The following is a 15,452-nucleotide window of genomic DNA, read 5'->3' on the forward strand; positions in this document are numbered from 1 at the left end:
AGTAGCAATGATAATAAGAGTTGTAGTGTAAGAAAATTAAGTTGCAGTAAGTTGCACTAGTGATAATGAAGATATAATTAAAGGTATAGTAAAGCCTATAGTAGCAATGATAATAAGAGTTGTAGTGTGAGAGATTTAAGTTGCAGTAAGTTGCACAAGTAATAATGAAGATATAATCAAAGCTATAGTAGCAACGATAATAAGAGTTATGATACAAGAAATTTAAGTTGCGGTAAGTTGCACAAGTAATAATGAAGATATAATCAAAGGTATAATAAAAGCTATAGTAGCAATGATAATAAGAGTTGTGATATAAGAAATTTAAGTTGCAGTAAGTTGCACTGGTAATAATGAGGATATAATCAAAAGTGCAATAAGCCCTATAGTAGTAGAGATAATAGGAATTATAGAATTAAAAAATTAAAGGAATATTATTATGGAAAATAAATTAGTTGAAATAAATTATAATAAGAATGGGAATAGTAAAAAAACAAATAGCATGGGAATGCGTGAAATGCAAGCTAGGGCTTTTGAGAAGAGAAATTCACAACATTTGCTTATTAAATCACCACCGGCATCAGGGAAATCACGTGCTTTAATGTTTATAGCATTGGATAAACTTTTAAAACAAGGAGTAAAAAAAGTAGTTGTTGCAGTTCCTGAAAGATCTATAGGAGCTTCATTTAAGGATACTAATTTAACAGATTATGGTTTTTATGCTGATTGGAAGGTAAATAAGAAGTATAATCTTACACTAGAAGGTAGCGAAAAAAGTAAGGTGAAAGCATTTGTTGAATTTATGAATTCAAATGAGGAAATTATTATTGCTACTCACTCTACTTTTAGACATGCATATGAAAAACTTGATGATAAGTTATTCGACAATGTTTTAGTTGCGATAGATGAGTTCCATCATGTTTCATCTGAAGACTCTTCTGTTTTAGGAACAGCATTAAAAAATATTATTCGTAATACTTCAGCTCATATAGTAGCAATGACGGGTTCATATTTTAGAGGAGATAGTATAACTATATTGGAAGAAATTGACGAAGATAAGTTTGATAAAGTGACTTATTCATATTATGAGCAACTTGATGGTTATGAGTATCTAAAAAGTTTTAGTATAAACTATAGTTTTTATAAAGGGAGTTATTTAGACTCATTACATGATGTGTTAGATACAAGCAAAAAAACAATTATTCATATTCCAAATGTAAATTCAAGAGAATCTACCAAAGATAAGCATGAGGAAGTGGAGAAAATATTTGATATTATAGGTGAGTATGAAGATTATGATGAAGAAAATAGTATTCATTTAATAAGAACGACTGATGGTAGATTACTAAAAGTAGCTGATTTAGTGGAAGACAATCCATTGGTTAGAAGTAAGATATCTAAATATTTGGCTAACATTAGTGATGTTGATGATATGGATATTATTATTGCATTAGGAATGGCAAAAGAAGGATTTGACTGGCCTTATTGTGAACATGCATTAACAATAGGTTATAGAAGTTCACTAACAGAAATAGTACAGATAATAGGTCGTTGTACAAGGGATAGTTCAAATAAAAATCATGCTCAGTTTACCAACTTGATTGTTAGTCCAGATGCAGAAAATGATGAAATAAATTCAACAGTTAATACTTTCTTAAAAGCTATATCAGCATCACTTCTAATGGAGAGTGTATTAAAACCAGATGTTCATTTTAAACCTCGTAAAGGTGATGATGAAAAAGGAACGTCAGGAACAGGGGTGTTTATATCAGGGTTAAAAGATCCATCGACTCAAAAGGTGAAAGATATAGTAGAAAAAGATTTATCTGATTTAAGAGCAACTATTCTTTCAGATAATGACATTCAAAAAGCTATGACTCAAACGGATGTTAAGGTGGTAAATGATATATTAATTCCTAAGGTTATTCAAACTAAGTATCCTAAATTAACTAATGATGAAATTAAAGAAGTTGCAGATTATGTAATAGTTGATATGGGACTTAAATCTGGAACGTTTGTACAAGCTAAAGAGGGATCAGAATTTTTAAAATTTGGAAATAAATTGATTAAGGTAGACGAGCTTAGTATAGATTTAATAAGACAAGTTTGTCCTTTCCAAGAGGCATACAAGGTTATGTCTAAGAATTTAGATGTTCCTACACTTAAGATAATTCAACGAGAAATTGACAAGAATAAGTATAATTTTACTACTGAGGAACTTTTAGTTATTTACCCATTAATAAAAAGATTTGTATCAGAAAATCAAAGGAAACCTTTAAAAGATTCAGTAGATGAATATGAAAGAAGATTAGCATTTGCGTTAGTTAAACTTAATGAACTTAGAAACAAGCGAGGAACTGAATAATATGGCTGATTTCAATAAATTAGAAGATATTTTCAATGATGATTTTTTTATTGAACATTTAAAAGAACAACCGAAACTTGTAGAAAAAGCTCAAGATCCTATAATCCAATCTTTTCTAGAAATTGTTGAATTTTATAGAGAAAATGGAAGAGAACCAGAACAAAAAAAGATTGGAAGAGAAAGAACTCTATTTAATAGATTAAAAAGTTATCGCTTAGATAAGGAACTAGCCAAGAAGGTGAAATATTTAGATGAATTTAATTTACTAGGACAAAATGATGAGAATGATTTATCAAATGATAAATTGAACAATTCAGTGTGTGAAAGTAAAATAATATATGATATGGGAAATCTAGAAAAGAGTTTTGATGGTTTAGATGCAATTTGCGATGATATGGATAGTTTTGATGAGATATTCTTAGAAAATGATGATTATGATACAGAATTAGAAAAATCATTGTTAGACACGAGTAGATATGCGAGTTATAAACAAAAAAGGGCACAGCCAAGGGATTACGCTGTTATAAAAAAATTAGATGATTTTGAACAGTACGATAGAATGTTTAAAAATATTCATAGTGATATTACTAGTGGAAGACGTGAATTGTTACCTATAGTTAATGAAGGCGAGAGTTCAGCTAATATAAATGCTGGAGACTACTTTATTGTAAATGGTCAAATGTTGTTTGTAGAGAGTATGGGGGATCAAGAGGTAGTAGTAAATAAAAAAGGAACTGCAACTAAGAATGCCAAGATGAAAGTAATCTATGAGAATGGTATGTATCACGAAAAATTACGTCGTAATTCTCTTGCTGCTGATTTCCGAAGAAAACAATCTTTTAAAGTTAGTAATATTATTAATAGAAATAGTGAATTTTATAAAACTAAAGATATAGTCACAGGGAATATATATATTTTACAGTCTTTAAGTTCAAATAGTAAAATACAAAGTATACCTAATTTTTATAAAGTGGGAGTTACGAAGAATACTGTCGAGCAAAGAATCTCGAATGCAAAAAATGAAGAAACATATCTTTACTCAGATGTTGCAATAGTAACAACTTGGCAGGTAGCTAATGTGAATGCAGAGAAGTTAGAAAAAGCTATCCATAATGTTATATCAGACTATCGAGTAGAAATAGAGATACCTATGCCGAATGGAAGAATGTATAGACCAAGAGAATGGTTTTCTATAGAATTGGAGAAGTTAGAAAAAGTAATAAATGATATTATCTTAAAATTACAAATGAGTATTATGAAATAGTTTAACTTTTATTGATTATTCTTTTATTCATGTTATAATAGGTAAGTATTTATAGAAACGATTAGAATAGTTAATAAGGAGGAACCATGTCAGATTTAGAAAAATTATTTTTTAAGATAGATAAACAGGTAGAAGAGAATAAAGGTGAAGGGTTGTATTTTGATTCTTTAGTGAAATACTTAACTTTAGAGAATGATGAAGAGTATTTTGATATTGTCGACAATTTCTCTAAAGAGGATATTAAAAAAGCTTATCAGTTTTTACTATTAAAAGCTCTTAAAGAGTTAAATAATCCAAGTTACGACATTACACCAGAAGTTATTACTATGTATGTATCTCACATTTTAGAGTGTTTATATAATAACGAGAAGATTTCTGTAGCTGATTTTGCTAGTGGAAGTGGAAACTTCTTAATTAACTTAGCTGCCTTATCAAAAGGTGACTACGAATTAACTTCTGTAGATGTTGATAATAACTATGCTAGATTACAACAAAATATTTTCAATTTATTAGAAACTAATGTTGAGATTATTAATCAAGATGCACTTAAACCTTTAAATATTAAAAAACAAGATGTTATTATCAGTGATGTACCTTTTGGCTATTATGCTGATGAGGATAATAGCTTAAACTATAAACTTTGTAGTGCTGAAGGATATAGCTTAAATGCTTTACTATTCATCGAGCAAGCATCTAATTATTTAAATGATAATGGTGTAGGAGTATTAGTAGTTCCTAAAAAAGTTCTTGAGCTTGAAGACAATTTCAAGAAATTTTTAGAAGAAGATATTAATTTAAATGCGGTAATTACTTTACCTGATGAGATGTTCAAAAATGCATCTCAACAAAAAGCTATTATTTTAATAACTAAAAAAGGTCAAACTAAATTGCCAAATCAAGTATTTTTAGCTCAAGTACCTAGTCATAAAAATAAAGAAGGTTATGCTAATTTTATTGAAGAATTTAAAAATTGGTTATTAGAAAAATAGCATCATTAATGTATAAATGAAAAGGTTATTTTCGTAGAAATATGTTAATAAATTGCTATTAAAGGTTGACAAGAACGTAAGAATATAATACAATATGTAAGTAGATTGCTCAAAGAGCAGTCTTAATGATTGAATGTTTGTATTTATTTTACATTCTAAACATTTAATTAAGTATTAAATTAAGATTTTGTAGTATCGGAGGGAGGGAAATCCAATGTCAAAAACTGTAGTTCGTAAAAATGAATCACTAGAAGATGCACTACGTCGTTTCAAACGTGCTGTTTCTAAAAACGGAACTATCCAAGAAGTTCGTAAACGTGAGTTTTATGAAAAACCAAGCGTTCGTCGTAAGAAAAAATCTGAAGCGGCTAGAAAACGTAAATATTAATAATTGGTAATTATCACGCAATTTATTAATAAAATCTAAAAAACTTTCCCTCTTTTAGATTTATTTAAAAAATAAGGACCTCATCGAAAGATGAGGTTTTTTTATATCTTTATATAATGGAGTAGGACTGCTCTTGTTAAAAGAAAGAAATTGTGTTATTCTTATTTTAATTATTATCACTAGGAGAATAGTATGTTTGCAATAATTTGTTTAAATATTATGTTATTAATTTCATGTTGGTACTTAATTGCTGAAAATCAGAAGAATAAAAATAAAATTAATGATTTACAAGATGATTTAAATAAAGCAATTAAAAGACTAGCAGCATTAGAAGAGGGAGTGACTCAAAAATCGTGATTTCGTAGAAATCGATTTTGTTGAGTCACCCCCGCAAAGTTTATTAGATATCTAAAAAGCTTTTATAAAGCGAATTTAGATATCAATAAACCACTGCGTCTATGAGTTATCATATAGACTTTGTTAGAATTTAGGTCTTTTGAGTCTTTCCCAGCATAAATAATAAGAAGATTCCATCCAATACGGACGGAATCTTCTTATTTTAGAATTCTATTTTTCTTATTTTTTTATCTAATTCAGCTATGTTTCTAGCATTCATAAGTATCATCAAGAACTTAACTTCTTTTTTCCATTTTTCGATTTCTTGAATTAGTGCATCTTTTCCCTCATTTACAAGGATTTCTAAGAAAATTTTAGAAACACCAACTGCTTTAGCTCCTAAAGCTAGACATTTTACAACATCTAGAGGATTACGAATACCACCACTTGCGATAATATCTATTTTATCTTTATAAGAGTAGGCGATTTCTAGACTTTCTGCTGTAGTGTATCCAATTGCTTCTAGGTATGTTGATTTATCAGTTCTTCGTCCATTTTCGATTCTAGCGAAGTTTGTTCCACCCATACCGCTGATGTCCACGGCTGGAATATTTAAATCGATTGCTAGTTTAATAGTAGCTTCGTTCATGCCAAAACCTGTTTCTTTTAAGATTACAGGAATAGGAGATTTAGAGCTAACTTCTTTTAGGTTAGCGTACCAACTTTCGAAGTTATGATCACCTTCAGGCATAACGATTTCTTGAAGAGGATTAGTATGAAGTTGAATATATTTTGCTTGTGATTTTTCAATTGCTTCTAAAACAAGTTTTGGATCTTTATCTAATCCTAAGTTTATCGAATAGCCTTTAGGATAAGCTTCTTCGTCTTCTTTACTCTTAAGAGCTGGAGAATATGATCCTGGGAAAAATTTAATTCCACATTTTTCACTAACTTCCATAAAATCTTGATTAATTTTATTACAATCTTCTCCACCAGCAGTTATAGCATTGATGAAGAATGGATATTCCCAACGATCCCCACAAACTGATGTAGAAGTGTCCACATCATCTAATCCGAAAAGTGGAATACTATTGTAATCAATTGCGTATGAGTCCAAGCTAGTTACTTTTGTTTTATCAGCAAGTGCCAATCTAATATGATCTTTTTTTCTCATAATTAATCCTTTCGTAGTATATTATAGTTTTTCTAAGTTCAGTTGTAGCTGATACCTATCGTTATTTTTTTCAAATCCTAATACAATATCACCGCTACCAGAACCACTCTGTTTACCAGCAGAATGTGAGTCAATATAATTTTTCATTGCATTAGTTTCCATAGGTATTTTAGAGAAACTTTCTAAATATAATAGATTTTCTCTAAGTTTATTTATCGTATTAAGAGCATTTGATGCATCCGTTTCTACTAAATTATCTTTTAATGTTTTTACAAGGTGATTAGAAGTCTCTACAAAAACTTTAAATTCTTCTTTGTAATTATCTTTATGTTGTTTCCAAAGTTTAACGTGCTCTTTCGTATCAACAGCTTCACCGGTCCAACGTGCTAAGATGCTTAAATCAGCTTTAGGCTGTATTTTTTCAATAAGAAGTCCATCCCAATTTGTATTAATTATTTCTTTAACAGACTTGTTTTGGCGAATCATATTATTAACGAACTTGGCATTGAATTTTTGATAGAAGGTGATCCCATCATTGATACTCGCGGCAACATCTCCCATAGATCCGCTTAGATTGTGTTTAATATTAAATAGGGCAACCAATTTGAAAATAGTTAGATCATTATACGTAATATTTTCGAATGATAATATTGCTCGAGATATAGCGACAAGAACAGCACCAGATGAGCCTAGCCCGTATTTTTTATCATCGCTATGAAGTTCATTGAAAATAGTAAGAGCAAATGTTTTATTACTATTTGTATATTCTGTTAAAAATTGGATAAATTGTTGAACTAGTGTGAAGTTACTATTTTCTTCAAAAAGGCCAACAGAAGTTTTATTAATTGTATCGAAGATAGTAGTTTTATTACTTTCTTCTACAAATACTGTAATTTTTTTAGGGACACTTGTTATTAGTGCAGAAGCGTAATCTTCTAAAATCGCATATTCACCAGCGAGATAGAGCTTACCATATGCTACTCCATGCACAAAATTATTTTTTTCTTCCATAATTTTGAAATTTCCTCATATAATTTGTCTTGATCTTCCCTTAAGTATAGTACTTTCACATTTGGGCCAGCATCCATAGTGAAGTAACATCTATAACCTTTAGAACGTAGTTCTTTTACGATATCCATAGCCATGTAGCTTTCTTCAGTTAAGAATGAAAAACTTGGAGTAGATGTAGAAGTTGTACCATGCATAGCTAGTGCGTTACTTTCTGTAATCTCACCAATTTTTTCAAAGTCGGCTTCTTTTAGAGCTTCTTTCATTAATACAAAATCGTTTTTAGCTTTTTCTACCCAAGCACCGAATGTTGTCGATGTTTGAACACAGCGCTCCATAGCGACACGACTAGAAATTTTCTTTCTATCTTCACTAACTACAAGGACCATCATTCCGAAGTCTAGAGAGCATTCTAACTCTTCAACACTTCCATCCTCAAGCCAAGCAGCAAGTTTATAGAAGCTTCGGCATGAAGAACCAGAACCTTCTTTGGCTATTTCAACTAATTCTTTAGTAGTTTTATTTAATTTGAAATATTCATTACAAGAAAGAACTAATGCCATAGTACCACTAGAACTTGAAGAAAGTCCTGCAGCAGTAGGTACAGTATTATAACTTCTTATAGTTATAGCTTCTCGTTCAGTAGGTGTAAATTTAGAGATAAATTTAATCATCTTATCTACTTCTTCTTGACTTTGTTTTTCGTCATTGATATAAAATTCATCAACATTGTTGTCATTTTTTTCTATTTTTGTTTTTGATAAAAGATTGTCTAATCTTAAAGAAATATTAGGATTATAAGGTAAGACAGGATCTTTAGATTTTTTCCCCCAGTACTTAACTAAGGCAATGTTAGCATAACCTAAACTGTAACTATCCATGATGAATATCCTTTCTCTTTTAATGCATTTTGAATTTCTAATGCATTTTCTTTTGTTTTGCTAAGGCTAATACAACAACCACCAGCACCACCACCAGTTAGCTTGGCACCAATTGCATTATTGTTTTTACAAATTTCCACAACCTCATCGTTGCTCGCATGACTTACCCCTAGTTTGCGTAGTAAATCATGAGCTTTATACATATATTGTCCGACAAGATCGATGTTTTTATTTTTTAACGGTTCAATTACTAAATCAGTGATTGAACCTAATTCAGTAATATATTTCTCGTATTTTAAATAATTATCAGCTATGTGTTTTAGAGTTTCTTTAGTGATTCCAACAACACCTGTATCGATAATTAGTAAATAACTGTTTAAATCGAAATTTAACTCACTAGCCCCCTCTTTTTTTGAAAATAAAAGGGGAGTGTCACTAAGTACTTGATTTACATCAATACCGCTAGGATTCCCGTGGATAAATTTCTCGCATTTATTAGCGATTTCTCTGACATTTGGAAGTTTTTTTGCACGTGCAATAGCGATACTCAGCGCAGCAGAAGAACCTAGTCCACGCCCTACAGGAATGGTACTAGTAATATTAATTTTTGTTTTATTATCGATTCCACATGTATTAGCGATAAAGCTAAGAATCTCATCTCTTTGTTGAATTGTATCTGTTTCTTCTAAAGTGACATCTACATTCATTTGTGGAAGTGGAATAGTAATTCCTTTGTATCCATAAACGACTGCATGTTCACCGAAGAATATTGCTTTTGCGTGCGTCATAAATTTAATAACTCCAATTTTTATAATTAAATAGTATTTTATACTATTTAATTGCAAGATAATTAATAGTTAAAAATACTTTTATACGTACAATAATTATACTTTTAGTATTTGTTTTTGTCAAACGTCGGTGCAGTAAAAAAGATGAAATTATACTAGAAATAACTTAAGTTAAAAGAAGTATAATTTCACCTTGGAATATTTTAATATGAATGGCAAGCAATACCATGTGGTTCTAAGTGTACTAAAGTTTCACAATAATAGAATTCTTTAGATAATGCTTTTTCAATTTTCACGGTAATGTCGTGACTTTGTTTAACATTTAATGATGGTTCTACAGTAACAGTAATATCGATAAAGTATAGTAAGCCATGAGTTCTACCTTTCGTATCTACTATTGATGTTACACCTTTAATATCATTTACAATATCGTTAACCTTATCTATCACTTCAGTATCAACGCCGTCAGTAAGAACGTGTGTAGATTCTTTGAAAATACTAACAGCAGTGTAAATAATAAGTAATCCTACGATTATAGCGACTACTGAATCAGCTATTGGAAGTCCGATATATGTAGCGATGATTCCTATTAATGTTCCGATAGAAACAAAAGCATCGCTAAGATTATCAAGAGCCGCAGCTTTAAGAGATTTACTTCCAATTTTTTTAGCTAGACGAATATTATAGAAATAAACTGCAAGCATAATAGCACTCGCTATAAAAGCGACAACTGCAGAAAGTAGGTTAGGTTGTTCAATTGTTCCTGAGATGATTTTTTTTATTGCGTACATTACTACTTCGATCCCTGCATATAGCATAATAAATGAAGCTATTAATGTAGATATAAGCTCGGCTCTAAAGTGACCATAAAGGTGATCTTCATCTGCTGGTTTTCTAGAAATTTTCAAACCGATAAGTACACATACTGATGAAATTACATCGGTAGCATTGTTAATACCATCGGCAACTAAGGCTGAAGATTTAAAAAATAGACCAGCGCAAAGTTTTAAAACGGTCAGCAATAAATATGACAGAATACTAAGTTTGGCACCTTGTTCAGCACGTTTTAATTTATCGAAAATTGAATTATTCATGGCTTCCTCCTAAAATAATGTTTTACCATTATAACAGGTTTAAAAAAATTATTCAAGAGAAAAAATGTTATTTTAAAATTAAAATTATTTCACTTAGGTGAACTTTAACGAAACAAAAACACTAAGAAATACTTAGTGCCTTTGTTTAAATATTAATACCAGCAGCCGGGGTCGAACCGGCACGATGTTGCCATCGCTGGATTTTGAGTCCAGTGCGTCTGCCAATTCCGCCATGCTGGCATACGTCTATGATAACACACATAAAATACTTTGTCAATTTCAGTACAAGGTATAAAGTAGGGTTCTAGATAATAATTTTTGATAAATAATAGGAATTTTTGATAGATTTTATTTATGTTTTAGTTTTAGATTGTATAATATGATAGTTAGATTATATAAAGAAGTGTTTTATGAGTTTATTATTATATAATTTATTTTAACTAATCAAATAAAAAATGTAAGGGTACAACATTATGCTTGTGTTTACAAGGATAGTCAAGTGTGAAACAATGTAAAATAAGTGTTTTTAGTTGACAAATTAAAATATTTTTTCTAATAGTATATTGTAAAACGATAATATATGTAGTATAATATAGTAGTATATAGAATTATAAAAATATTAATGTTATTTTTATAAAGGAGTGTGAATGCTGGTGGTAGTTACGTTGTTTACATCGCCTAGTTGTACTTCTTGTAGAAAAGCAAAAGCTTGGCTTATAGAAAATGAGATAGACTTTGTGGAAAGAAATATTTTTTCAGAAGCTCTAACAACAGATGAAATTAAAGATATTTTATCTATCACAGAGCACGGAACAGAAGATATAATTTCCTTTAGATCAAAAACGTTCCAAAAATTAAACTTGGATATCGAAAGTATGTCTATTCAAGAGTTATATAAAGTTATTCAAGATAATCCAGGAATGCTTAGACGACCTATCATTGTTGATGATAAGAGATTACAAGTTGGGTATAATGAAGATGAAATAAGAAGATTTCTTCCAAAGGAAATAAGAGTAAATCAATTAAAACAAATAAAAAATATGGTTAAGTAAGTACGCCCTGATACTACTTTTACCGATTAATTTAAAGGTTGATATTAGGTATCAGCCTTTTTTTATGAGAAGATACTCAACAATAATACTGTAAAGTATTTAACAAAAATAAAAGAAAGAGGTACTTGATGGAAAGAGAAGATATAAAATTTATTACTGGAGAAATTCATTTCTTAGAGTTAGTAGAAAAGAAAAGTTCATCATTAGTTTTTAAAGGACCTAATGAAGAAGAAATAAGCTGTAACGAATCTGACGTTGAAAGTTTAGATGATTACGAAATTGGAGAAGAGTATTCAATGTTCGTATATCCTTCACGTAGTGGGAAATTATTCGCAACACCAAATATACCAGAAGTAACTTATGGTGATTATGCATTTAGTAAAGTTGTAAAAGTTGAGGAAGATAGGGTAGGGCTTGATATTGGGTTCTCTCGTGAAATCCCACTTTTAGGAGAAGATTTACCTAAGTTAAGAAGTGTTTGGCCAAAAGAAGGGGACGAGCTGTTTATAACACTTCGTCGTGACTTCAGTGGTCAATTATTTGCTCGTCTAGCGACAGAAACAATTGTAGCATCATTATATTCAAAAGCTACTAAGAGTATGAAAAACAAGGATATTGAAGCTTATCCTTATCGTTTAATGCGTGTGGGAACATTTTTACTAACAAAAGATGGTTACAAAGTTTTCGTTCATGAAAGTGAACGTGAGAAAGAACCACGCCTTGGTGAGAAAGTGACACTACGTGTTATAGGAGTTAAAGATAACGGAGAAATCAATGGTTCATTCTTACCACGTGCACATGAAAGGATGGATAGCGATGGTCAAGCAATAATGGACTATATCGAAAATAACGGTTATTGCGAATTTACTGATAAATCAGATCCAGAAGAGATTAAAGCAGTATTTGGAATGAGTAAAGGAAGCTTTAAACGTGCGGTAGGAAGATTGTTCAAGAATAAATTAATTATGATTGAAGAAGACGGGTTATACAAACGTAAAGGAAGATAAAACTATGAAAAAAATTAAATTAGATAAAAATGCATTATTAGGTGGAATTGTTTTAGAGAATGATAGATATCAAGTAGTGCACATGAATCTTAAAACAGGGAATCAAACAGACTCATATAGTAATGATAAAAATATTTTATTACTAAACATTAGTGGGAAAATTACAGTAGCTTTTGAAGAAGAAGTAGAAACTGTAAATGAATTTGAACTATTAGAAATCCCAGCAGGTGTAGAACACGTTATTACTTGTCTACAAGATGCACAGATTTTTGTAGTTAAACTATAAATTACATAAGGTGGCTTAAATGGGATTTCTTTTTAGGCCACTATTATTTTAGAAAATTGAATTGAGGAATACGATGGAAGTACAATTTTTAGGTACAGGAGCAGGGCTTCCTGGAAAATTTAGAAATACACAGAGTTTTGTTTTTAATTTTATGCAAGAATTAAAAGAATGCTGGATGTTTGATTGTGGTGAAGCGACACAACATCAAATTTTAAGAACAAATATTAAACCAACAAAAATAACTAAAATATTTATTAGCCATCTTCATGCTGATCATGTTCTTGGATTAATTGGATTCTTATCGTCTAGAAGTTTTCTTTTAGACACCAAGGCTTCTGATGTTATTATATATGGACCAATTGGTATTAAAGATTTCATAGAAAATAATTTGTTGTTCACACATTGTTCACTTTCTTATAGGGTAGAATATATTGAAATTTCTAGTGAACAGTGTATAATAGATAATAAAAATGTAGCTGTTTTTAGTTTTCCGTTAACACATAATGTTGAATGTTTTGGATATAAAATTGTATTCAAAAAGCAAAAAGGAAGTTTGAATGCAAATAAATTGAAAGAGCTAGGTATTATGCCAGGTCCGTTTTACAAAGAAATTAAAGAAGCAGATATTTTCGAATATAACGGAACAGTGTATAATTCAAGCGAATTTTTATCCGAAGACAAACCTGAAAAAGAAATTTCTATTATACCGGATACTAGGTACTTTGATGGTTTAAGGGAGTTTGTTAAAAATAGTAACGTTATAATTTCAGAGTGCACTTATTTACTTAAAGAAGATGCACACCATGCGAGAAAAAACTATCATTTAAGTATTTTAGATATTGAAAAAATAATATCACAAAGTAAGGTTAAGAATCTATATCTAACACATATTAGTGCTAGATATGATAGAAATATTGAAAAAGAGGCTATAGAATCATTACGTGATAAATGTAATGTAAAGATAGCACATGATCTAGAAGAATATAGTTTGTAAAAATGTAGAGGAGATTGTGAAAATGAATTTAGAAGAAAAAACTATTGAAGTTGAAAAAATATTTAAGGGGAAAGTTTTAGATGTAGAAGTACATACAGTAACTTTACCTAATGGAGAAACTTCAAAACGCGAGCTGATAAATCATAGGGGTGCTGTAGCAATATTAGCTTTAACAAAGAATGATGAAGTAGTTCTTGTTGAACAATATAGAAAAGCTATAGAAGCAGTAACTTTAGAAATTCCTGCAGGTAAACTAGAACCAGGTGAAGATAATAAGAAATTATCTGCTATTAGAGAATTACGTGAAGAAACAGGATATGTAGTAGAAGAAGAAAGACTGGAAAAACTATGCGATGTTCACGTAGCATTAGGTTATAGCTCTGAGTTAATCACAATTTACTATGTTGATAATTTAGAATATGCTGGAGAAATTGATCCAGATGACGATGAATTTATTAATTTAAGAAAATATAAAATTGAAGAAGCATTCAAGCTTTTAGATGATAATGTTATAACTGACAGTAAGACGATGCTTGCATTAGCTTACTTGAAAAATAGGAAAGGCGCGAAATAGTATATGAGTATTTATGAAGAAATAATTAAAATTATTCAAAAATCTTCATACAAATTAACTCCACAAAGGGAAAAGATTGTAGAGATTTTAGTTGAAAATGAAGATAAACATCTTAGTGCAGAGGAACTGTATTTTATTCTTAAAGAAAAAACACCAGATATTGGTATAGCTACCGTTTATAGAACTCTAGATATTTTTTATGAGTTAAAAATATTAGAAAAAATATCTTTCAGCAATGGTGTTTCTAAATATCATTTGAGACAATCTGTAGATGACGAACTTCATCATCATTTAATATGTACTAACTGCAATAGCATTGAAAAAGTATCTAACCCAATATTCAATAAACTTATTGAATATATGAAAAAAGAATATTCTTTTGAGGTTCAAGATAACTCTTTATCGTTTTATGGAACTTGTGCTAACTGCAAAAATAAAGGTGAAAATTAATGTATTTTGATAAATTAGAGAAGATATTATTACTTATCTCTAGTATAGTTTATATTGTATATATTGCATTTGTAGGTGGAATGATTAATCTATTTCGAGGATATGTAGGAAACGAGTATTTAAGAAATAAGATAGTTGATCAAATTCGTGAACAAACGCGTCTTACTCAAGATAGTGCCAATGTTTCTACGAAGGATATGCACTTTATCTTCCAAGTAATGGGACAACTTGCTTGGGTATATTTCGCACTTTTAATAGTTTTATTTTTAATATTATTATTTGCAATTTTGAAAAAAGGTATAAACCATAATGTAGTTGCATTTCTATTCTTAGTGTATAGCATCTTATTGTTAATCTTTAGTTTAGGTATATTATTTATTAGTTGTATAATATATTTCTTCTTGGGATTAAGAATAATATTAATAAGAAATTCAGAAAAATATAAGCGTAAAGCATAACTTCCGAGGAATTCATTTTCTTCGGAAATTTTTTATTACCTCTTTTAATAAATTTAAGGAATTTGTGGAATTATGTGAATAGTTGAGTATAAAGTAAAAATCTGATATAATGAGGGCGACAAGTAGGGCAGTAGTTCAAAAAGGATGACGTCCTTCTTAATTAAGAAGGAAGATGGCGGTGCGACTCCGTCCGACTACTTGTTATGGGACTGACAAAAATCCCTAAAATTTAACAAAGTGTATATGAAAACTCATAGACGCAGTGGTTTATTGATATCTAAATTCGCTTTATAAAAGCTTTTTAGATATCTAATAAACTTTGCGGGGGTGACTCGACAAAATCTTGT

The 15,452-nt window shown here is 30.0% G+C and carries 17 protein-coding genes and 1 tRNA gene; 12 read left to right on the forward strand and 6 right to left on the reverse strand.

The genetic code is table 11. The features are described from left to right. The first annotated feature begins 436 nt into the window (after nucleotides 1–436). The 5 genes from O5Y44_RS06485 to O5Y44_RS06505 all read left to right on the forward strand — a co-directional run bounded on the left by O5Y44_RS06485 (nucleotide 437) and on the right by O5Y44_RS06505 (nucleotide 5,360). Entirely contained in the window at nucleotides 437–2,362 is a 1,926-nt protein-coding gene (locus O5Y44_RS06485; protein ID WP_371465758.1) for a DEAD/DEAH box helicase, read from the forward strand. Continuing rightward, nucleotides 2,331–3,626 carry a GIY-YIG nuclease family protein gene (locus O5Y44_RS06490; RefSeq protein ID WP_371465759.1) on the forward strand — a complete coding sequence of 432 codons (1,296 nt, stop codon included), beginning with the start codon at nucleotides 2,331–2,333 and terminating at the stop codon, nucleotides 3,624–3,626. Before O5Y44_RS06485 ends, O5Y44_RS06490 begins: the two co-directional genes overlap by 32 nt. A gap of 86 nt (nucleotides 3,627–3,712) precedes the next feature. Continuing rightward, nucleotides 3,713–4,615 carry a class I SAM-dependent methyltransferase gene (locus O5Y44_RS06495; RefSeq protein ID WP_048802832.1) on the forward strand — a complete coding sequence of 301 codons (903 nt, stop codon included), beginning with the start codon at nucleotides 3,713–3,715 and terminating at the stop codon, nucleotides 4,613–4,615. A gap of 214 nt (nucleotides 4,616–4,829) precedes the next feature. Then, the gene (rpsU, locus tag O5Y44_RS06500) at nucleotides 4,830–5,003 is read left to right on the forward strand and encodes a 30S ribosomal protein S21 (protein ID WP_003147339.1); all 174 of its coding nucleotides are present in this window, start codon (nucleotides 4,830–4,832) and stop codon (nucleotides 5,001–5,003) included. Nucleotides 5,004–5,195: 192 nt separating this feature from the next. Continuing rightward, a complete protein-coding gene (locus O5Y44_RS06505; RefSeq protein WP_204644489.1) occupies nucleotides 5,196–5,360 on the forward strand; it encodes a cytochrome C biogenesis protein in 165 nt (54 codons plus the stop codon). Nucleotides 5,361–5,562: 202 nt separating this feature from the next. On the opposite strand, the gene fni is transcribed toward O5Y44_RS06505, so the two are convergent. From fni to O5Y44_RS06535, 6 genes are all read right to left on the reverse strand, one after another. Continuing rightward, nucleotides 5,563–6,513, reverse strand: a complete 951-nt coding sequence (gene fni / locus O5Y44_RS06510) for a type 2 isopentenyl-diphosphate Delta-isomerase (protein ID WP_371465760.1) — start codon at nucleotides 6,511–6,513, stop codon at nucleotides 5,563–5,565. Between the two features lie 21 nt (nucleotides 6,514–6,534). Further along, nucleotides 6,535–7,524: a mevalonate kinase family protein gene (locus O5Y44_RS06515; protein ID WP_371465761.1), complete on the reverse strand. Its 990-nt coding sequence runs from the start codon at nucleotides 7,522–7,524 to the stop codon at nucleotides 6,535–6,537. Next, nucleotides 7,491–8,402 (reverse strand): diphosphomevalonate decarboxylase, encoded by a 912-nt coding sequence (mvaD, locus tag O5Y44_RS06520; RefSeq protein ID WP_371465762.1) that lies wholly within the window; start codon nucleotides 8,400–8,402, stop codon nucleotides 7,491–7,493. The genes O5Y44_RS06515 and mvaD overlap by 34 nt, the downstream gene beginning before the upstream one ends. After that, nucleotides 8,384–9,190, reverse strand: a complete 807-nt coding sequence (locus O5Y44_RS06525) for a mevalonate kinase family protein (protein ID WP_371465763.1) — start codon at nucleotides 9,188–9,190, stop codon at nucleotides 8,384–8,386. The genes mvaD and O5Y44_RS06525 overlap by 19 nt, the downstream gene beginning before the upstream one ends. A 203-nt stretch (nucleotides 9,191–9,393) precedes the next feature. Continuing rightward, nucleotides 9,394–10,284, reverse strand: a complete 891-nt coding sequence (locus tag O5Y44_RS06530) for a cation diffusion facilitator family transporter (protein ID WP_371465764.1) — start codon at nucleotides 10,282–10,284, stop codon at nucleotides 9,394–9,396. A gap of 156 nt (nucleotides 10,285–10,440) precedes the next feature. Then, a tRNA-Leu gene (locus O5Y44_RS06535) sits at nucleotides 10,441–10,524 on the reverse strand. Nucleotides 10,525–10,931: 407 nt separating this feature from the next. Here O5Y44_RS06535 and spxA point away from each other — a divergent pair. The 7 genes from spxA to O5Y44_RS06570 all read left to right on the forward strand — a co-directional run bounded on the left by spxA (nucleotide 10,932) and on the right by O5Y44_RS06570 (nucleotide 15,105). Further along, nucleotides 10,932–11,336, forward strand: a complete 405-nt coding sequence (spxA, locus tag O5Y44_RS06540) for a transcriptional regulator SpxA (protein WP_271988069.1) — start codon at nucleotides 10,932–10,934, stop codon at nucleotides 11,334–11,336. A 128-nt stretch (nucleotides 11,337–11,464) separates the two neighbouring features. Next, nucleotides 11,465–12,343 carry a CvfB family protein gene (locus tag O5Y44_RS06545; RefSeq protein ID WP_371465765.1) on the forward strand — a complete coding sequence of 293 codons (879 nt, stop codon included), beginning with the start codon at nucleotides 11,465–11,467 and terminating at the stop codon, nucleotides 12,341–12,343. Between the two features lie 4 nt (nucleotides 12,344–12,347). Next, entirely contained in the window at nucleotides 12,348–12,629 is a 282-nt protein-coding gene (locus O5Y44_RS06550) for a hypothetical protein (protein WP_035467019.1), read from the forward strand. Between the two features lie 73 nt (nucleotides 12,630–12,702). Next, nucleotides 12,703–13,623, forward strand: coding sequence for a ribonuclease Z (gene rnz / locus O5Y44_RS06555; RefSeq protein ID WP_371465766.1), 921 nt, complete (start codon nucleotides 12,703–12,705; stop codon nucleotides 13,621–13,623). Nucleotides 13,624–13,645: 22 nt separating this feature from the next. Further along, nucleotides 13,646–14,197, forward strand: a complete 552-nt coding sequence (locus O5Y44_RS06560) for an NUDIX hydrolase (protein WP_048802844.1) — start codon at nucleotides 13,646–13,648, stop codon at nucleotides 14,195–14,197. 3 nt (nucleotides 14,198–14,200) lie between these two features. Beyond that, nucleotides 14,201–14,647: a Fur family transcriptional regulator gene (locus tag O5Y44_RS06565; protein ID WP_271988061.1), complete on the forward strand. Its 447-nt coding sequence runs from the start codon at nucleotides 14,201–14,203 to the stop codon at nucleotides 14,645–14,647. Further along, nucleotides 14,647–15,105, forward strand: coding sequence for a DUF4064 domain-containing protein (locus tag O5Y44_RS06570; protein WP_371465767.1), 459 nt, complete (start codon nucleotides 14,647–14,649; stop codon nucleotides 15,103–15,105). Before O5Y44_RS06565 ends, O5Y44_RS06570 begins: the two co-directional genes overlap by 1 nt. The last annotated feature ends 347 nt before the right edge of the window (nucleotides 15,106–15,452 follow it).

Origin of the sequence: Gemella sp. 27098_8_155 (assembly GCF_041433725.1) — a bacterium.
Lineage (GTDB): Bacteria > Bacillota > Bacilli > Staphylococcales > Gemellaceae > Gemella > Gemella haemolysans_D.